21 protein-coding genes and 1 pseudogene are annotated in these 17,467 nt (G+C 61.6%); 10 read left to right on the top strand and 12 right to left on the bottom strand.

Going from position 1 to position 17,467, the window contains the following annotated elements:
• Positions 1-74: 74 nt before the first annotated feature.
• From QEG70_RS02290 to QEG70_RS02275, 4 genes are all read right to left on the bottom strand, one after another.
• The gene (locus tag QEG70_RS02290) at positions 75-1,055 is read right to left on the bottom strand and encodes an Lnb N-terminal periplasmic domain-containing protein (protein WP_308719159.1); all 981 of its coding nucleotides are present in this window, start codon (positions 1,053-1,055) and stop codon (positions 75-77) included.
• Between the two features lie 26 nt (positions 1,056-1,081).
• Positions 1,082-3,145, bottom strand: coding sequence for an esterase/lipase family protein (locus tag QEG70_RS02285; RefSeq protein WP_308719158.1), 2,064 nt, complete (start codon positions 3,143-3,145; stop codon positions 1,082-1,084).
• Positions 3,146-3,298: 153 nt separating this feature from the next.
• Positions 3,299-3,715: a hypothetical protein gene (locus QEG70_RS02280; RefSeq protein WP_308719157.1), complete on the bottom strand. Its 417-nt coding sequence runs from the start codon at positions 3,713-3,715 to the stop codon at positions 3,299-3,301.
• Positions 3,716-3,723: 8 nt separating this feature from the next.
• Positions 3,724-5,010: an Hsp70 family protein gene (locus QEG70_RS02275; protein WP_308719156.1), complete on the bottom strand. Its 1,287-nt coding sequence runs from the start codon at positions 5,008-5,010 to the stop codon at positions 3,724-3,726.
• Between QEG70_RS02275 and QEG70_RS02270 the strand changes: the two genes are divergently transcribed.
• From QEG70_RS02270 to QEG70_RS02245, 6 genes are all read left to right on the top strand, one after another.
• Positions 5,009-5,425: a hypothetical protein gene (locus QEG70_RS02270; RefSeq protein ID WP_308719155.1), complete on the top strand. Its 417-nt coding sequence runs from the start codon at positions 5,009-5,011 to the stop codon at positions 5,423-5,425. The genes QEG70_RS02275 and QEG70_RS02270 overlap by 2 nt on opposite strands.
• A 73-nt stretch (positions 5,426-5,498) precedes the next feature.
• Positions 5,499-5,780 (top strand): putative hemolysin, encoded by a 282-nt coding sequence (locus tag QEG70_RS02265; RefSeq protein WP_308719154.1) that lies wholly within the window; start codon positions 5,499-5,501, stop codon positions 5,778-5,780.
• On the top strand, positions 5,777-6,001 hold the full coding sequence (locus QEG70_RS02260) for a hypothetical protein (RefSeq protein WP_308719153.1): 225 nt from the start codon (positions 5,777-5,779) through the stop codon (positions 5,999-6,001). Before QEG70_RS02265 ends, QEG70_RS02260 begins: the two co-directional genes overlap by 4 nt.
• Positions 6,002-6,172: 171 nt before the next feature.
• Positions 6,173-6,478 (top strand): hypothetical protein, encoded by a 306-nt coding sequence (locus tag QEG70_RS02255; RefSeq protein ID WP_308719152.1) that lies wholly within the window; start codon positions 6,173-6,175, stop codon positions 6,476-6,478.
• Positions 6,479-6,607: 129 nt separating this feature from the next.
• Positions 6,608-6,841, top strand: coding sequence for a hypothetical protein (locus tag QEG70_RS02250; protein ID WP_308719151.1), 234 nt, complete (start codon positions 6,608-6,610; stop codon positions 6,839-6,841).
• 66 nt (positions 6,842-6,907) lie between these two features.
• Complete coding sequence (locus QEG70_RS02245; RefSeq protein ID WP_308719150.1) at positions 6,908-7,315, top strand: hypothetical protein; 408 nt, start codon at positions 6,908-6,910, stop codon at positions 7,313-7,315.
• A gap of 96 nt (positions 7,316-7,411) precedes the next feature.
• Here QEG70_RS02245 and QEG70_RS02240 read toward each other — a convergent pair.
• Positions 7,412-8,166: pseudogene (locus tag QEG70_RS02240) on the bottom strand (IS5 family transposase); the annotation flags it as partial.
• Between the two features lie 187 nt (positions 8,167-8,353).
• Positions 8,354-9,781: a sugar porter family MFS transporter gene (locus tag QEG70_RS02235; protein ID WP_308719149.1), complete on the bottom strand. Its 1,428-nt coding sequence runs from the start codon at positions 9,779-9,781 to the stop codon at positions 8,354-8,356.
• 605 nt (positions 9,782-10,386) lie between these two features.
• On the opposite strand from QEG70_RS02235, the gene QEG70_RS02230 reads away from it, so the two are divergent.
• Positions 10,387-11,484, top strand: a complete 1,098-nt coding sequence (locus QEG70_RS02230; RefSeq protein WP_308719148.1) for a glycosyltransferase family 2 protein — start codon at positions 10,387-10,389, stop codon at positions 11,482-11,484.
• Positions 11,485-11,548: 64 nt separating this feature from the next.
• On the opposite strand, the gene QEG70_RS02225 is transcribed toward QEG70_RS02230, so the two are convergent.
• The 6 genes from QEG70_RS02225 to QEG70_RS02200 all read right to left on the bottom strand — a co-directional run bounded on the left by QEG70_RS02225 (position 11,549) and on the right by QEG70_RS02200 (position 16,146).
• Entirely contained in the window at positions 11,549-12,157 is a 609-nt protein-coding gene (locus QEG70_RS02225) for a class I SAM-dependent DNA methyltransferase (protein WP_308719147.1), read from the bottom strand.
• Positions 12,154-12,882, bottom strand: a complete 729-nt coding sequence (locus QEG70_RS02220; RefSeq protein WP_308719146.1) for a PIG-L deacetylase family protein — start codon at positions 12,880-12,882, stop codon at positions 12,154-12,156. The genes QEG70_RS02225 and QEG70_RS02220 overlap by 4 nt, the downstream gene beginning before the upstream one ends.
• On the bottom strand, positions 12,879-13,988 hold the full coding sequence (locus QEG70_RS02215; protein ID WP_308719145.1) for an acyl-CoA dehydrogenase family protein: 1,110 nt from the start codon (positions 13,986-13,988) through the stop codon (positions 12,879-12,881). Before QEG70_RS02215 ends, QEG70_RS02220 begins: the two co-directional genes overlap by 4 nt.
• A 158-nt stretch (positions 13,989-14,146) precedes the next feature.
• Positions 14,147-15,520: a dGTP triphosphohydrolase gene (dgt, locus tag QEG70_RS02210; protein WP_308719144.1), complete on the bottom strand. Its 1,374-nt coding sequence runs from the start codon at positions 15,518-15,520 to the stop codon at positions 14,147-14,149.
• An 80-nt stretch (positions 15,521-15,600) separates the two neighbouring features.
• Positions 15,601-15,738 (bottom strand): hypothetical protein, encoded by a 138-nt coding sequence (locus QEG70_RS02205; RefSeq protein WP_308719143.1) that lies wholly within the window; start codon positions 15,736-15,738, stop codon positions 15,601-15,603.
• A 99-nt stretch (positions 15,739-15,837) separates the two neighbouring features.
• Entirely contained in the window at positions 15,838-16,146 is a 309-nt protein-coding gene (locus QEG70_RS02200) for a hypothetical protein (protein ID WP_308719142.1), read from the bottom strand.
• On the opposite strand from QEG70_RS02200, the gene QEG70_RS02195 reads away from it, so the two are divergent.
• From QEG70_RS02195 to QEG70_RS02185, 3 genes are all read left to right on the top strand, one after another.
• Entirely contained in the window at positions 16,145-16,642 is a 498-nt protein-coding gene (locus QEG70_RS02195) for a 2-thiouracil desulfurase family protein (RefSeq protein WP_308719141.1), read from the top strand. The two genes, QEG70_RS02200 and QEG70_RS02195, sit on opposite strands and share 2 nt — an antisense overlap.
• Before the next feature lie 167 nt (positions 16,643-16,809).
• On the top strand, positions 16,810-16,995 hold the full coding sequence (locus tag QEG70_RS02190) for a hypothetical protein (RefSeq protein ID WP_308719140.1): 186 nt from the start codon (positions 16,810-16,812) through the stop codon (positions 16,993-16,995).
• A 125-nt stretch (positions 16,996-17,120) separates the two neighbouring features.
• Positions 17,121-17,438: a hypothetical protein gene (locus tag QEG70_RS02185; RefSeq protein WP_308719139.1), complete on the top strand. Its 318-nt coding sequence runs from the start codon at positions 17,121-17,123 to the stop codon at positions 17,436-17,438.
• Positions 17,439-17,467: the final 29 nt, after the last annotated feature.

Below are 17,467 nucleotides of genomic sequence, written 5' to 3'. Positions count from 1 at the left end.
TCTCAGGCGCATCACAATCAGGCATGCCACATTTTTGCCACAGTTCGTAACAATTACGTCAAAGCTTATATAATCTACGGTCCTGCCGGTGGTGGCAGGGTAGCGCGGATGGCAGTGGAATAATCCGGTCCGATCACCGCATGTTCGGGCCGTCTGATGCGGCTGGCATCATGGACTGCGGCAAAATCGGGGTAGCGCTTCGGGTCATAGGGGCCAAGCAGGTTCATGTCATAGGCCATGCTGGCGGTGTGCCCGCTCAGTATGATGCGCCAGTCAAAACGGTAGCGCAGTTTTGCACCCGCGCGCGCCAGAATACCCGTGGTACAGTTATCGCTCAGCGTGTTGTACCATAGCGGATGGCGAATAATGTCATGGATCGCACCCACATAGCTCAGGAACAGACGCTCACGCACGGCAGGCGAAAGGTCAAGCCGGTACAGATAGACCCGCTCGCGGCGCACATCCGTGCGCACGCCAATCAGGTCACGCTCATCGGCTGTTACATAGAACAGTTCATAATGATGGAAGAAACCCGCAATGGTGGAATAGGAAAAACGCGCCTGCCTGCGGGTTTCAATCGACATGGCAAGATGCTGCCCGTCGCTGAAGCCAAAGCTCAGGAAGACATGGGCAATATTTTCACCTGCCCAATAGGAGGTTACCAGATCGACCCGATCGAGTTTACCCAGGTCATATGTCGCGTCATACCATGCAGGCAGGTAATCGGTGACCGAGCGGTAACGGAAATTGCGCACGTTACGAACATGCACCATATTGCCCTCACGCCATGCATCGGCCGGTATGGCGTATTCCTCCGCCCAGACCCGGTCATTGCGCGGCGGGTCGGTCACGTACCAGCCCGTGAGTGCCACGACCGCAACACCCCGCGCCGCATGCCCGAGCCGGGCCGGACGCAGCCACCCTGCCCCCACCATCAGAGCGGGAAACGCAGCACTCAGGCCCAGCCGCAGTGCATCGGGCATGAGGGTGGAATAGTACAGCGCCCCCGTGCCCAGCACGGTTGCCACGCCCAGAACGGACCGCAGGCCAATCATGCGCCATCGGTGCGGCACAGGCACACTCATGGCAGTACGGCGCTGCGCGCGCCCTGGGGCGCAGGCGGCGGATACTGGGCAAGCTGTTCAAGCAGGATGCGCTGCACTTCGGCTATGGTGAAGGGATTGGACTGCGTGGAATGTTCCGAATGCCGCACGACCAGTTCTGATTCCACATCAGGAATATGCGCGCTGGCATAGGAGACCACGCCATCATCGGCATGAGCCAGATCCCGCCCTGCCCCGCATACGGGAATGATGGAATGCACATGCACATCGGGCATGATCGGAATGGTGGGCAACGTGCGCATGAACGCGCTGTGCGGCGACATGGCATAGACGCTGCCCAGGCGGGGAATGCGGTTATCGACATGCGTGCTGTCACCCGACCCGGTCACGATCTCACGCGCCGTTTCAGTCACCCGCAACGGCAGGCTGGCCATGCCGCCCACGAACTGCGCGATCGACTTGCCCGCAAGGTAACTGCCATGCTGCGGGGTGGAGATGAACACCACCCGGTCGATCTCGGGCATGGGGGTGGGAAACATGGTCTGGCGGATCAGCGCCATGGTATCGGCATTGAGGTGGAAGCTGGAAAGCGGTCGGCCCGCCGTGCCATCCCACAGCCTGTCACCGGGGTTGATGACCAGCATGCGCGCCAGAAGCCCGCCCTGGCTGTGACCGATCAGCGTAATGTGCCCCAGCGCGGGGTCGGCCTGCACGCCGCCCAGGCTGATCACGGCCTCGGTAATGGTATGGCGCAACTGCCACGCCGAATACGGGATGGGATTGGCCGTGGCATAGGAGAAGAACCAGAAATCAAAATGGTCGCGGATGCGCCTGTCCTCCAGCAGGTCATTGACCATGCTGGCCCAGCGGTACGGGCTGGAGGCGGTGCCGTGTATGAACACCACCGGCATGCTGCCATGGTGGTGCGGGTTCATGGCGATCAGGCGCGGGCGGGTGCCGTCATAGGTCGTGCCGTCAAAGAACCCCCGGTATTCCTTGGTGCCCAGCGCGGTATCCACCAGGCTCAGGGCGCGCGCGGTGGTCTGGTCATAGGCGGCGGGCACGCGGGCATGGGCTATGGGGGTATCGGGGCTTTCATCCATTATGCGCAGCATGAGCCGCCCGCTGGGGTGTTCGCCCAGCACCTGCGCGCGCGGGTTATCCATTTCCAGCACCAGACTTGCGGGCAGGCGCAGCTTTTCTGATATGACGAAGCTGCCATCAGGCGTGCCTTCAGGCTCTGGCTGGTTCTGGGGCACGGCGCGGTTGCGCGTCGCGTCATCCTGCGCCGGTGCCGCGATGTCAGCCACGGCGGATGGCGCGTGCGCGCCTGCGTGCTGCAGCGTCTGGCCGCTGCTGGCCGGGCGGGCGGGCGCATCGGGCGTGGCGCGGGCCAGCACGGTCAGGGCCTCGCCAAGGCCGGGGGTGTGATAGACGTTATTGATGCCGCCCACCCCAAGGGTCGCGGTGGGGCGGATATTGTCCAGCACGCGCCCATGCCAGCGCAACTGGGCGGGGTCAGCACTCAACTCGAGCGTGCCAAATGGCAGCGCGCGGCTCTGGCTGGCAATATTGACCGGGGCCGGAAAAGCTGCCGCGAGACCAAGATTGTACAGATCGCAGGCCTGCCGGAAACGTAAGTCATACGGGCTGGGACCATCCGCCTGCCCCGGCTGCAAAAAGGCATAGGCATAGAGGCTGGCTGCCAGAAAATCCTGTGCATGGTGGTGGCGCAGGCCCTGCCGGTAACTCAGTTCGGCTAACGCAAACAGCACATCGGCCTCATCATCGCGGCCCGCCGCCTGCGTGCGCAGGGTGGCTATGGCGCTGTCGGGCCTGCGGCGCCACAGCGGCAACAGCCCGTGGCGGCGCAGCACGATCAGCGTGGTATCGCTTGCTTCGCGCCCCGCCAGCGCCGTGCGCGTGGCGGCACGATAGCTGTGCACCAGCGAGACCTGCCGCACGCTGACCGGCCCGGCACACCCTGCAAGCAGGGCTGCGGCCAGCAGGCTGGCGCAACGCAGGCGGCGGTTGATACGGGCGGGGGCTGCAGGCGGCAGGCCGGGGGCAATCGGTTTCATCTCCGCAGGTTAAGCACCCCTTCGGCTTGCAGGGAACAGACAATCGCCATGCATGCCCTTCGAGACACATATTTCGGCCCTACCTGCCCGACAGGGTCAATCCTGCAGGAGATGCACTCGGCCTGCGCGTAAAATCGGGGCAGGATCCGCCTTTTACCATCTGACCATCAGGAATTCGGTGAAATCAGGGGTGGACCCACGCCCCGAACCCCTTGAAGGGCTCCTGACATAACCCGCCCCGCAGGTCACTATGCTCACCTGATATTGCGTGCCCAGTTCGCGTTGCAGCCACGCGGCCAGTTCAATCCCCTGCTGGTCAAAAGCATCACGGGCGTCTGGCGTTTCAAACCCGGTATTGGGGCCACCGGGGTCGTCCCAGTCCAGAATGGCATCGAACGCACGCTGCCATGCATCGAGAGCCTGCTTCAGATCATCGGAAATCGGCAGGGTAGCGGGATCAAAATCGCCGTCCCCCGCGCGGGGGCCAGCATGCCATAGCGGGTAGCATGCATAATCCGCCATGACCTTGATGTGCTTCACGCTGCCGCCCTGCGATGTCATGGGCACCATGGGTGCCCTCACCCGTTCATCAGCGCCAGCCCTTCCGCCACGGATACGAACTCACCGCCCATGTCCACCCTGTCTGCGCCAAAGCGGCGGGTGAACAGCGCGCGTACGGCGGGAACGAATGATGTGCCGCCGGTCAGGAACACGCGGTCAATGGCGCTTGCGGGCAGATTTGCGCGTTCGAGTGCTGCCTGCACCGCCTCATCAAACCGCGCGAGGTCAGGCGCGATCCAGCCCTCGAATTCCGCACGGGTTATGGTGCGGTGAATGCGCACATCGCCATATTCGTAATCCAGCATGGCACTCTGCGCGCTGGACAGGTCCCGCTTGGCCTGGCCTACGGCGCGGTACAGCGCCTGGCCCTGCTGGGCCTCGATGATATCGATCAGCGCCTGTATCTTTTCTGGCTCGGCGGCGGTGCGGGCCACATCCGCCATGTCGCGCAATGTCTGGGGTGTGCGCATCAGCGCCAGCCGGTGCCACCGGCCAAGGGCTGCATACCATTCGGCGGGCACCGGCAGCGGCTGGCCACCCATGACGCGGTAGGTGGTGTTGCGGCCCAGTTCGGGGGCGATCACGTTGTCGATGATGCGGTAGTCAAGCTGGTCGCCTGCAATGCCCACGCCCGCATAGCCCAGCGGGGTCGCCCCCTGCCCGTTTGCGGGGTCGAAACGCAGGATGGAAAAATCGCTCGTGCCGCCGCCAAAATCGCCAACCAGAACGGTGGCAGGGGCCGTGAGGCGCTGGGCAAAGTGCCAGCCTGCCGCTTCAGGCTCGAGGGCTACGTCAACATGATGGAAGCCCGCCTGCGCAAAGCCTGCCCGCAGGCGGTCCTCGCCAAAGGCGTCATCGGCGCGGACACCGGCAAAATGCACCGGCCGCCCCACGGTGGCGCTGACCTGGGCCGGGTCGATATCGAGCGTACGCATCAGGCATGACAGAAAACGCGCCACCAGTGATTCCAGCGTCATCACCTGGCCCAAAAGCCGCGTCTGGCGAAAGGACGACTGCGCCAGATAAGACTTCATGGACATGATGAGGCGGCTTTCCGCCGGGTCTTCAAGGTAGGCATCCACCGCCGCTGCCCCAATGGCTTCCTGTAGCGCGGCGCCACGGGACTGCATCTCGTCATGCCACAGGCATAGCAGCGTGCGGCATGTCTCGGTGGGCGGATGATGGGGAAAATGGAAGCGCGCGGGCTGCGGCTGGCCCTTGGCGTCGAGCACCACCACAACGGTATTGGTCGTGCCGAAATCTATGCCAAGCCGCACGCCATGGGGGGGCTTTATGGAAGACATGCGGCCTCCCATACGCGCCGATGCGGGCCGTGTCCATCGGGGTCATTCACATTTTGCGTGGGGTGGCGTAGGGGTTGGCATCATGACCGAGCCGTTTACCTGCGCCAACGCCCGCTATCGCACCGATACCCGCCACGGCCACCCGCACGGCCCGGGGCAGGTCCGTGGCAGCGTGCTGCCCGCGCCACTGGTCACACAGGCAGATACCGGCGATACGCTGTGGCTGGAATATGTGCGCGGGCCGGAAGGTGCGCGGTTCTGGCTCATGTGGTATGACGCCCATGGCCTGCCGCGCCTGACCAACAGCGCGGTGATGGACCATGCCAACCTGGCCGTCATGCTGCGCGCCTTAGGCCATGGCGCGGCACTCGGCGCGGTGCAGGCCGCCCTGCCGCCCGCCGCCCACGCGCCCTGACCGGTTTGGCCAATGGGCCTGGGCCTGTTATCAACACCCCAACCATTTTTTGCTGCATGTGGCACGAAACGAGATGATGAACCTCTTCCCCACCCCGGTCCGCAGCGCCCTGATGCGGCTTGCAGCCCTTGGCGCAACTGTTGTGCTGGGGGCCTGCACTGCCCGTCATGACCCGGCGCATGCGGCGCGGATCGGCATGCCCAACCCGGCTTCCGCCTATTGCGTGCATCTGGGTGGCAGGCTTGAACTGCGCACGTCCCCACAGGGCACAACGGGCTGGTGCCACCTGCCTGATGGTACCGTGATGGAGGAATGGACCCTGTTCCGCAGCCATCATTCCGCCCGGCCGCAGTGAAATCACGCAGCCCTGCCTGTCTCGCCCTGCTGGGCCTGCTCGGGCTTGCGGGCTGTGGCGATGCGTTGATGGCGCGCAACCTGCCACCCGCCCAGGACTGCAGACAGCGCGGCGGAACATGGCGCGTAACGCCTGATGGCCGCACCGGGCTGTGCACCCTGCCGCCGGGCACAGGCGTGGCTGGCGCGCGCATCGTGCCACGCCATCGCAGCACGCCATAACCGCTGCGGGCACGCCGCATGCAACTGTGCCCCGGGTTACCCGTTGTGAATTAGACAGGCTGTTTCATAAAGTCCCCTGCTGGCCGGTCCCTGTCTGTGGCAGGACTGAGCTGTTCATGGCCCGGCAGGGTATTTTGTGAAACAGCCTCCTGAAGCAACAAGGAGGAACCCGTGCCCGTAGCCGCGACCAGCAACCCGCCCCGCTTCATGTCCCTTGGGGTTATTGCCCGTTCATGCGCGCTTGTGGTGGGCATCGGGTTTGCCTTGCCGCTCACGGCCTGTAGTGGCCGCATTGGGGAGGATGCCTGCATTTCCTGCTCGGCGGAAAAATCGGAAGAGAAAACGCAAGCGCCTCCGCGCGATTCCGCAGCCCCCTCAGGCAATGCCGTGGGTGAAGGCGTGGGCGGTCCCACCGGCTCGCCCCAGCAGGCAGGACAGGATCAAAGCCCCGGTGCCGCCAGCGCGCCGGGCATGTAATACCGTGGCGAGGGCTGCGCGATTATTCACGGCAACGTGTTTTTTATCCCTTCAGGCGGGGCAAACCCCCTGAAGCCGGGCGCGTTTGACCCTTGCCACCCTATTGAAAAAACTTAAGGAGGATACAGGATGCGGTTTACCGTTCTTCCCGCCCTCCCCATCGCATTAGGGTTGGGGATCGGGATGGCTACACAAGTCTATGCCGATGATCCGGCAACACCGCAGCAGGTCGCGGCCTGCAAGGCCGATGCCCTGCGGCTTTGCCCGCTGGACATACCGGATACAAGACAGGTTGAAGCCTGCATGCACCGCAAGGTCACCCGTCTGTCGCCTGCATGCCGGGACACCGTGCAGGGTAAATAACACCGTCCCGTGACCGGGGCACGCCATGGCCTGGCGACGCCCCGCTACCGTTTCCCGGAGGTTCACATGACGATTTCACGTAACGTAACCGACATGACCACCCGCATCGGTGATTTCCTGACAGGCGCGCAGGGCGACCGTTCTGGCGCACTGTCGGTGCTCAATGACATTCTTGGCCCCCTGCCCGCGCCAGACGAGCCCAGCATGCTCGAGCATCGTGCGGAGGAAGCAGGCATGCTGCCGCTAATCCGTACATGGCAGGAGCACGACACGGCCCCGCATGCCGATGAAAGCACGATCATTGCCCTGTTCCGCCCGACGGAACTCGAGCGTTTCTCCACCCAGACAGGGCTCTCCTCACAGGCCGCGATGAAGATTTTGCGCGAGATGCTGCCTTCGGCCATCCGCCACCGGGCAGTGAACGCCCGCGCAGGCTGGCAGCCTGAAAACACGGCTGACCCCAACCTGCACTGACACACGCGGCACTCAGGGCCACTGGTTTTTCAGCCTGCCCACCGGGATGTTTTCCTCCCGGTGGGCAGGCTTTTTTTTAGGCTCAGGACTCATTTTAAGATAGAAGATGAAGCTTGCTGCGATATGGATTGCAGACATGAATGTATGTGCGCAGCGGTCGTATCTGGTCGCCACACGTCGCCAGTCTTTCAGCTTTGCGGACATGTTTTCGATCAGATGACGCTTTTTATACAGATGCCAGTTGTAAGGCAGCTTTATTTTCCGGTTCTTTTTCGGAGGAATACAGGCAGTGATATTGCGTTCTGCAAGCGATAACCTGATCCGGTTGCTGTCATAGCCTCTGTCCCCGATGACTTCTTCTGTCTCGTCGGGGAGAACTGCCAGCAGCACGTCTGCGCCCTTGAAGTCACTGACCTGGCCTGCTGTCAGATGCAGGCGAACAGGCCGACCCTGACCATCGCACACGGCATGAAGTTTTGAGTTCAGGTCGCCTTTTGTCCGTCCGATATGGCGGGGAAAAGCCCCTTTTTGAGCAGGGAGGCCGATGTCCGATGCGCCTTGAGATGTGTTGCATCAATCATCAGGCGCTTCGAACGGCCAGCCTGTTCTGTCAGGGCGACGAAGATCCGGTCAAAGACACCCAGGCGGCTCCACCGGATGAAGCGATTATACAAAGTCTTGTGCGGACCATACGCTTTCGGGGCGTCTTTCCACTGAAGGCCGTTGCGGATCACATAAACGATCCCGCTCAGAACACGCCGGTCATCCACCCGTGGCACTCCGTGCGCCAGAGGGAAAAACGGCTCAATCCGCTCCATCTGGCTCTCAGATAGTAAAAATACCTCACTCACAGCCTCACCTCCATCGGTAAGCCTGTGAATCACAATGTCTCGCTCAGTTCAATAAATTAATAGGTCCTGAGCCTAGGTTGGAATTTAAAAGACAGAAGTTTTTGGTGAAGCTTTTTTCAAAAAGCTTCAAAGAACGCCGCCTTTAAAAAAGGCGGCACCCAAAAACTTATATCAGTCCTTAATTTTTTCATGAGCCTCGCGGCTGCCCGATTTCACGCAAGGGGTAACCCGCGTTGACACGCTGCTCGATCTCTTCAAGCGAGCAGCTGCGCGTTTCAGGCACAAGGAAGTAACCAATCAGGAAGAAAACCGCATTGAAACCAGCCAGAAGCCAGAAGATACCGTAATCCCCGATCAGACTCATCACGGACAGGAAAACGTTGCTGATGAGCCAGTTGGTCATCCAGTTGGCGAAGGTGGAGCACGCTATGGCCAGCCCGCGCCCCTGCAGGGGCTGGATTTCGGTGCACATGGTCCACGGTACCGGCCCTTCACCCAGGGCATAGCCCAGCGTGAACAGCACCAGCAGCCCGATGATGGCAATACTGCCCATGCTGCCCCCCACATGCGCGAACAGCACGAACCCGAACGCACACAGGCTGAGCGAGGCCATGAGCGTGCTGAGCAGCAGCAACGGCCTGCGCCCCCAGCGGTCGATCAGCACAATGGCAGCACCGGTCGCCACCATGTTGGCAAGGCCGAGCAATGTCGTGCACCATACTGCTGCCTGCGCCGAAAAACCAAGATGTTCAAGCAGATGCGGGGCGTAATACAGCAAGATATTGATGCCCGCGAGTTGCTGGAACATCTGGAGCGCCATGCCTAGGGCCAGTGTCTTGCGAAAACCCCTTGAGGTTTTGAGGAGTTGGAAGCCATTTCCCTCGGTTTTGCGAAGGTTCTGTTCAATCCGGTCAAGTTCGTTATTGGCGCGTTCGCGGGAGCCACGCACTTTTTGCAGCACGCCACGGGCTTCGCGCCTGCGCCCATGCATGGCCAGCCAGCGCGGTGAATAAGGCACCCGCGTCGTTGCCAGGATAAAGAACACCGTGGGCACGGCCAGAATGCCCAGCATCCACCGCCAGTGCCCGCCATAAGAAAGCAGGCTGTCTGACAGCAGGGCCAGGAGCATGCCTGCGGTAATGACAAGCTGGTAGAGCGAGATCATGGTGCCGCGCTGGCTCTTTTCCGTAATTTCGGCAATGTAGAGCGGTGCTGAAAAAGACGCGAAACCAACGCCAATGCCAAGGCAGACACGCCCTGAAATCATGACGGGAATGGACGGGGCCAGCGAACACAGGGCGGTGCCAAGCAGGAACAGCAGGCCAGCATAGAACATGGCCCCCCGCCGCCCCCGGTAATGCGAAACCGGGATGGCCAGCAGCGAACCCCCTGCGGCACCCAGCATGAGCGAGGAGACAATCCATTCCTGCGCGCGCTCATTGGCCCCGAGGTCAATGCCCATGAATTTGAGCGCACCGGCAATGACACCGGTGTCGAGGCCAAACATAAGCCCGGCAAGCCCGGCGGCCCCTGCAAAAAGAAAGGCGTTCCGGCGTCCTTGTTGCACGCTGTCCCGATAGGACAGGTCATCATGCTTCAATGTATCGTCATTCACGATGAAAAGCCTTTTTATCGTTATAGTTACAATATAAAACGCTCCTTATAAAAAATAGTTCTATTGAATGTGGTCACTCATCCATGATCGGCAAGGCGCGAGGTACTCTGTTGTGCTCTGCCTTGAATATAGTGTTATGAGAGTGCCAGAAAACAATGATTCTTACAGGCAGGCACATTAGATCTGGCAATACAGGCCTGTCATGACGTCGGTTCACGCCGGGCATGTCGGCTTGACCGAAAATGGGCCCCGTATTTTTACACGTTTAAAACAACTTGTTCTATTTTATGATTTATTTTATATTTTATTAATAATAATATTAAAATAGTAATTATCATAATGTTAAAGTAAATCGTAAAAATAAAAGGTTATAAAAACATCTTTATTGATTTTTTTCGCCTCCCTGACAACCCGCCCCTAAAGGGCACCGTGTTTCATATTGATCTGACAATCAATTATAACCTTGCAGGTCAGTAGAATCAGCCGCGCGGCCGCCGTGTCCGCGTTTGACCGGGCGGCTTCCATTCCGCATGGTCGCGATCTGCGCATATGAAACCGGGCAGGTCCATCGGGCGTTGAGCGTTCTCCTTACCCACAGGTGACCCATGCAGCCTGACTGCCCTCTTGTCGCGGCCATTCCCGTGCGGAACGAGGCTGAGCGCATCGGCCCCTGCCTGCTTGCGCTCACCCGCCAGCACGCAGCCCGCCTGAGCCATGTGGTGCTGCTGCTCAACAACTGCACCGATGCGACATTACCCAACGTAAAGGCGCTGGGCAGCAGGCTGCCTTTCGGCCTGCATGTGCTTGAACGCACCTATCCGCCCGCGATGGCCCATGCCGGCACCGCACGGCGCGCAGCCATGGCCCGCGCGGCTGAACTTGCGGGGCAGCAGGGCATCGTGCTCACGACTGATGCCGATGCCGTGGTGGCGCCGGACTGGCTGGCCAAGACGCTTGCCGCCTTTGCCAAAGGGGCCGATGCCGTGTGTGGCCGCGCATTGATCGACCCGGTGGAAGCTGCCTGCCTGCCCGCCTGCCTGCATGATGATGACCGGGCGGAAACTGCCTATGCCACCATGCTTGACCGGATTCATGACCTTGCCGACCCTGATCCGCATGATCCGTGGCCACGCCATGTCGAGCATTCGGGGGCCAGTATTGCGGTGCGGGTTGGCCTGTACCACCGCGCAGGCGGCATTCCCGCCGTGCCACTTGGCGAGGACCGGGAATTTCTGGCGGCCCTGCGCCGCGTGGACGCCGCCATCCGCCACGCGCCTGATGTATGGGTGAGCGTATCAGGCCGGATTGCGGGACGCGCGCGCGGCGGCATGGCCGATACCATGGCCCGCCGCATGATCCGTCAGGACGAAATGCTCGATGAAAGCCTTGAACCGGCCATGACCTGCCTGCACCGCGCCCAGGCCCGCGCGGCCCTGCGCCCATTATGGGGCCGTCATGGTTCCTGGCGGGCACGGGCTGAAACGCTTGCACGCCAGTTGATGCTGCCCTCCGCCACGCTGATCGCGACCTGTGCTGAACCATTTTTTGGCCTGGCATGGCACAGAATTGAGGCAGCAAGCCCCCTTCTGCGCCGCCGCCCCGTCCGGCGTACCGATCTTGCAGCCGAGCACCAGCAGGCGGCCCGGATTGTGCAGCGCCTGTTACCGGCACAGGCTCCGGTTCTGCCCGCGCTTGGTGGGTGATGGCGGTTTAAGGCGGCATTTTTTGAAGCTTTTTTGAAAAAAAGCTGCACTACACACTGCTGTTTTATTGATTATCCGCTTTTGCAACAGGGCCCAGCATGTCCAGCCGGTAATGTGCATGATGCTGGGCATGCATCACCTGCAGCCCGGCGGTAAGGCAGGTCGCTATGAAATAGCGGGCGGCTTCGTTGCCATTGCATGGCGTGTCGGTCGGCCCGGTCCAGTTGACCAGCACGATAGGCGCTGCGGCCTGCCGCACATGCAGGCAATGGGTCGCAAGCCGCGCAATATCGGCGCGTGAAAGGAAATACAGCAGTTCCGAAATAATGATCAGGTCACATGACGCTGCTGGCAGGTCAGGAAAGTCATCAGGCAATTGCCCGCGATAAAACCTCACCCCTTCCATCTCCGCGCAGCGGCGCCGTGCCTGCGCAAGGGCGGCTTCGGCCACATCCACGGCCAGCAGGTGGTCGCATTGCCGCGCCAGGCGGGCGGTCATGACACCAATGGAACACCCGAGTTCCAGCGCATGATGAAACCGCTGGCCCGCCAGCAGCGCAAGGGTGTGGCGGTATTTATTGCGCTCATACGGGCGGCTTCCCACGCCCCACGGGTCGGTGCTCCGTGCATGAATGCGCTCGAATACGGCACGCGGCCAGCTTGCCCCGCTCATGGCGCAAGAAACACTTCAAAATCCGTTATCAGCGCCGCCAGCAGGCTGGCGGGCAGGCTGAATCCGGTGGGGTCATCGGTAATCAGGCCGCCATACTGGCTTTCATGCGCGCTGACGGCACGGGCCTTCAGCGCGCGGTAGGGCGTAATGTCCAGCCGCACGCCCACGGGCGGGCCAAGGTCAAGCGCCGTCTCCGCCGCAACAAGCCAGCCCCAGACCGGATAGGCCAGCAGCGGCAGGGCATGGCGGTGGCGCAGGGCCAAGCCCATTTTCCATACGGCTTCATGATCGCAATGTGGATCAAGCGGCGATGGCGCAAAAACCGTGCTGCAACCATGCAGCACAGCCAGACGGGCCAGTTCCCGCACAAGATGGTCAAAAACCGGCCCCTCATGCGCGGTGGCGGCATCGGGCTGGTTGAGGAACACCACGCGCCCGGCCTCCAGCCCCAGGCAGGCCAGCGCGCGCACGGCCTCCTGCCGGCGCTGTTGCCGCAGCCTTGCGGCAGGCCACTGGCGTGAATGGGGGTGCGAGGCCGCGCCATCGGTCACGATAACGACAATGGGCGGCCGCCCGGCCTGGCAACATGCGGCAATCAGTCCTCCACAGCCCAGGCTTTCATCATCGGCATGCGGGGCGAGGATCAGTGCCCTGCCGGGTGCGATGGTGGCCAGAGGGGCCAGCGGCAGGTTGCGCCACGCCGCATGCATGCTGGCGGCTTTCATGCACATGCCTCCGTGGGGGGCAGGTCGCGCTGCGTGAACCATGCAGCCGCCTCGCACAATGCTTCATCCGGGGCGGGCTGGCGCAAATAGGTGGCCAGGTCGCGGGTCAGCCGTTCGGCCACGTTTGTCTTGATGAAGGCCGAAAGCCCCAGACCGCGCTGGGCCAGCCCGATCACCTCCAGCCCTGCCCGCTCCACCGCAATGCGCGCCAGATTGACGGTGGCGGTGACATCACCCGCCTCGTAGCGGTCCTGCATGGTGGCGACATGAGCGGCCCTGCGCGTCCAGTCCATGGCGGTCTGGGCAGCAATCAGCGCCTGGCCAATGCGCGCGAGCTGGGCCGGGGCCTGTGCCCGCCCGCGCGCGGCAAGCTGCGCGCGCAGCACGGTGGTGAGCCGTTCAATCCCGCCAAGGGCCACGGCCATGGCCCGCCAGGCTCCGGCTGAAAATTCCGGCTGGCGCAGATAGTCCCCATCCTGCCCGATAAGGTTCTCGGGAGTGACGGCCACCCCCGCGAAATCGCACTGCCCCGTGCCTGCCCCCCGCATGCCGCTCAACCCGCCGACAGAAGGATGAATGACACAGCCCTGCCTTACAGCAACACGCAGCATCACCGTCGTATCCGCCTGCGTGCGGGCTGTAACCAGCGCCTGTGTCACATGCCCCGCGCCTGAGGCAAAGGCTTTCTGCCCCCGCAAGATCAGGCCCTGTGCTGTCTGTTCAAGATGCAGGGGATGCGCGCCATCCGTCACCCACACGCCAAGCAGGGCGCCGCTGCGCACATCGGCTGCAACAGCAGCGCATTGGGCCGCAGAACCATACCGGCTGACAAGGCGCAGCGCGTTGACATGCCCCTCCACTACCCGGCCAAGCGCCAGGCTGCCCTGCCCCACCAAACGCAACAGGCGCAGCAGGCCGTTAGCAGCCGCAGGCGTTGCATCGGGCCATTTGCCACCCAGTGCGACTGGCAGCGCTGCTGAAAGGACACCAAGCGCTTGCAGCCGCGCCAGCCCGTGCGTGGGGAAAATTGCCTGCGCGTCATTCGTGCTGGCTTCTGCCTCGAGTTCAGCACGACAGGCCGCGAGGGCCTCAAAGGGAAAACTCATGCAGGCATGCTCCGTATTCCCGAAAAAAAACAGGAAAACGCAGCAACCGGATCAACCCGTCAGCCCTCTTCCCTGCCTGCAGAACAGCGCCAAAGCGTGATTGGTTCCCCTCAGATCATGCGCGCAGGCTTTGCCAATGCCCGGCCGCGCCAGTCAGGCTAGCGCCGCCCGATCATGTCCGCCACTTTCACGGCATAGCGATCGATCATGCCCGATACGAAATCGGTCAGCGCATGCAGCGCATCATAGGCGTTGGTGACATGGGCGACCGGCAACCGCAGGGCGCGCACCAGTTGCGCGTGATAGGCCCTCAGCCGGGTGCAGTCCCATTCCACGGCGCGCAGTTCATTGAAGAGTGGCAGCAGGCCATCAAGAATGCGGTAGACGACATTGCGCCCGTAAACCTCAAGTTCCGTCTTGCGCGCCGCATTGAAAATCTCGGTTCGCGCCACCTGCCTTATGGCTTGGAATTCTTCGCCCAGCCGTGAGGCTTCGACCAGTGAACGCGGGAAAGTGCCATCCATGATGGCCGCGTAATTCTCACGAAAGGCGTCCACGCAGGCGGCAATCGCGCCGCTGATGGCCTTGGCGCGGTAAATGGACACGATGTCGGCACGGCTGCGTTCAGGGTATTCCTTGCCCGAGCGGGCGGTGAGCGCGCCAAGCAGGCCGGTTGCTACCTCGAAGCTGATATCTTCCGAAAGGAAGGCATCTTCAAGGTCCATGATGTTGTAGCAGATATCGTCCGCCGCCTCCATCAGGAAGGCCAGCGGGTGCCGCCGCCACCATGAGCCGATAACCTGCCCGCTGCCGTCGCGCATATCCGTGCGCCGCAGGCCAAGTTCAGTTGCGACATGCGCGAAGGTGGGCACGTCATTTTCAAAAAATCCATATTTCTTGAGGCCGATATAGGGCGTGCCTTTCACCAGCCCCTCAGCCCCTGCCTCAAGCCGCACAGGCGCTGAAACCGGATATTTGGTAAAAGCCCCAAGCGAGCCGAGCGCAAGCCGCATGCCGCCTTTGTTCCTGTACATCTCGGTACGGGTAAGGATGCGAAAACCCTGCGCATTGCCCTCAAAGGCTTCGAATTCAACACGCTGCAGGGGCGGGATATCGCCCATGATATCGTGATCTGCTGCAAATTTTTCCTTGAACCATGATCCGATGGCTTCTTCACCGGAATGGCCAAAAGGTGGGTTGCCAATGTCGTGCGCCATGCACGCCGTCTGCACGAGGCCCGCCACGACCTTGACCTGATCGGCCGTAAGCGCCTTGAGGTCATCGGCCAGCCATGACCCTACTTCGGTGCCCAGCGAGTGCCCCACGGTTGCGGCCTCCAGGCTGTGGATCAGGCGATGATGCACATGGTCATTATCATAAAGCGGATGCACCTGGGTCTTGTTCGCCAGCCTGCGGAAAGGCGGTGAGAACAGGATGCGGTCCATGTCCTGCATATAGGCGGGGCGGTGCTTTTCCTGCCTGTAGTCAGGGTCGTTGAGGCGTTCGGTCCTGAGAAGCGTGTTCCACTGCATGCCCGGTCAATCCCTGGTGGCAATATGCGCGCCATCATCCGTGCTGCCCCTGCCCCGGTCAAGAAGCAGGCGCACGGCCTTTACTCATCACCACCCGAGCCGAACAGGAATTCGATTGCCCACATGGCCAGCCGCATCACCGCCCATGTTAAAAAACACAGCAGGATGCCGTTACGGATTACGATGGAAATCTGATAAATCATATTCCATTGGGTCACGCGTCATTGTTCCTTCGAGCCAGGAATTCTTGCTTCGTGATATGCGTGTGCACCCTCACGCCTTGATTTGCCAGCATTTATTGCCCCGCGCAAGCAATGCTACCTTATCAGGCTACAGGTTGTATCTGCAAAAGTATATGTTCCTGAATCGGAACGACTGGTGCGCAAGACAAGGATGCGCTTTTCCAACAAGGCCTTAACGGATGGTAGGGCTGCATTTTTTTCATATGACATCATGTCATAACAACCATAAACTAAATGGTATGTGTTGGTCGACACATCCGTGATGAAGAAAGACCATGCGGCAGGAGTTTCGGCTCCTGCCGTTTCTGTTTTTCCACCCTGCCCCTGCCCACGTGCCCTATGGCGGTTTTCCTTGCCGCCCGTTCGTGGCACGGTGGGGCGCATGAAACCCAACCTGTTGATCAGCGGCTGCCTGGCGGGGCTGCCCGTGCGGTATGATGGCTCGGCCCGCCCCCTGATGGAGCGTGGCCTGGCGCGATGGCAGGCGGAAGGGCGCGTAACGGTCTGCTGTCCTGAAACGCAGGCAGGCCTCATGACCCCCCGGCCCCCGGCTGAAATTGTGCAGGGCCGCGATGGCGCCGCCGTGCTGGAGGGGTTGGGCCAGGTTCATGAAGCGACAGGGCAGGATGTATCGGCCGCGTTTGTGGCGGGTGCTCATCTTGCACTGGCCCTGGCCCGGAGGCATCACTGTACCCTCGCGCTGCTTATGGATGGCAGCCCTTCATGTGGCAGCAGTTTTATTTATGACGGTACATTCAGCGGCACGCGCCATGCCGGGGCGGGAGTGACCGCAGCCCTCCTGCGCCAGCACGGGGTGAGTGTCTATGCACCCGCGCAATTTGCGCTTGTCGCCGCCAGGATGGATTGCGCGCTGCCATGATGATAGGGCCTACAGTCTGTTACGTTTGGTCAGGTTTATTCACACAGTGCCGCACAGGCATGACGTATCATGCTGCCCGCGGCCCCGGCTTGCCCGGCCATCCACCTGCGCCGGGGTCGCACCCGCCGGTTGCGTCCGGTGCGCGGGACAAGCCAGTAGCAACTGCCATGCGTCTGGCCCCGCGCTTTTTCCTGCTCCTTGCCTGTCTTGCCGCACTGACTGCCTGCGCGGACAACAATCCGCGCCTTGATGACAATGCGCGCGCGGCATCGGATCACGGCAATGGCGGCCCGCAGGGCGAATGGGGCAGTCTGGGCGGTGGCTGGAGCGGACCGGGTAATATGGGCTGGTAGGACCGGCTTTTATTGCTGCAAGATGAATAATATATAATCCATTTGAAACAAAAAAGCGATACCGGCATATAATTCCGTAACATTGCTTCCTTACAAGTGGTGCAAACCCAATCGAGGTATTGCTCATGCTCAAAAGGATCACCGTCGTGGCGCTGTCCGTCACGATGCTTGCCGCCCTGCCCCGGCCCGCGGCCAGCCACAGCTATCATATCGGCCTGCCCGCGCGCTTGCGCGCCCATAACCATGCCAATTCAGTTTATGGGTACATGACGGGGCACCGGGCCGCCATCCCGACAGACAGCAGCCGTTACCGTAACGCCGAGGCCAGATGCGAGGGCCGTTCGCTTGGCAGTGACTATACGGCAACGACCGTCGGGGTCAGCCAGGCATCGCACCGCAACTTTTTTGCAGAATGCATGACACAGGCCGGCGCATGGCAATAAGGCAGGGCCTGTCTGTTCACGCCGGAGGG

This window comes from Komagataeibacter xylinus, assembly GCF_031081985.1.
Taxonomy (GTDB): domain Bacteria; phylum Pseudomonadota; class Alphaproteobacteria; order Acetobacterales; family Acetobacteraceae; genus Komagataeibacter; species Komagataeibacter xylinus_E.
This window is presented reverse-complemented; position numbering and strand designations above follow the sequence as displayed.

Coding starts and splice junctions, on each gene's coding strand:
- QEG70_RS02290 (WP_308719159.1), bottom strand. CDS start 1,055: ATGATTGGCCTGCGGTCCGTTCTGGGCGTGGCAACCGTGCTGGGCACG.
- QEG70_RS02285 (WP_308719158.1), bottom strand. CDS start 3,145: ATGAAACCGATTGCCCCCGGCCTGCCGCCTGCAGCCCCCGCCCGTATC.
- QEG70_RS02280 (WP_308719157.1), bottom strand. CDS start 3,715: ATGGTGCCCATGACATCGCAGGGCGGCAGCGTGAAGCACATCAAGGTC.
- QEG70_RS02270 (WP_308719155.1), top strand. CDS start 5,009: ATGCGGCCTCCCATACGCGCCGATGCGGGCCGTGTCCATCGGGGTCAT.
- QEG70_RS02275 (WP_308719156.1), bottom strand. CDS start 5,010: ATGTCTTCCATAAAGCCCCCCCATGGCGTGCGGCTTGGCATAGATTTC.
- QEG70_RS02265 (WP_308719154.1), top strand. CDS start 5,499: ATGATGAACCTCTTCCCCACCCCGGTCCGCAGCGCCCTGATGCGGCTT.
- QEG70_RS02250 (WP_308719151.1), top strand. CDS start 6,608: ATGCGGTTTACCGTTCTTCCCGCCCTCCCCATCGCATTAGGGTTGGGG.
- QEG70_RS02245 (WP_308719150.1), top strand. CDS start 6,908: ATGACGATTTCACGTAACGTAACCGACATGACCACCCGCATCGGTGAT.
- QEG70_RS02230 (WP_308719148.1), top strand. CDS start 10,387: ATGCAGCCTGACTGCCCTCTTGTCGCGGCCATTCCCGTGCGGAACGAG.
- QEG70_RS02225 (WP_308719147.1), bottom strand. CDS start 12,157: ATGAGCGGGGCAAGCTGGCCGCGTGCCGTATTCGAGCGCATTCATGCA.
- QEG70_RS02220 (WP_308719146.1), bottom strand. CDS start 12,882: ATGAAAGCCGCCAGCATGCATGCGGCGTGGCGCAACCTGCCGCTGGCC.
- QEG70_RS02215 (WP_308719145.1), bottom strand. CDS start 13,988: ATGAGTTTTCCCTTTGAGGCCCTCGCGGCCTGTCGTGCTGAACTCGAG.
- dgt (WP_308719144.1), bottom strand. CDS start 15,520: ATGCAGTGGAACACGCTTCTCAGGACCGAACGCCTCAACGACCCTGAC.
- QEG70_RS02195 (WP_308719141.1), top strand. CDS start 16,145: ATGAAACCCAACCTGTTGATCAGCGGCTGCCTGGCGGGGCTGCCCGTG.
- QEG70_RS02200 (WP_308719142.1), bottom strand. CDS start 16,146: ATGCGCCCCACCGTGCCACGAACGGGCGGCAAGGAAAACCGCCATAGG.
- QEG70_RS02190 (WP_308719140.1), top strand. CDS start 16,810: ATGCGTCTGGCCCCGCGCTTTTTCCTGCTCCTTGCCTGTCTTGCCGCA.
- QEG70_RS02185 (WP_308719139.1), top strand. CDS start 17,121: ATGCTCAAAAGGATCACCGTCGTGGCGCTGTCCGTCACGATGCTTGCC.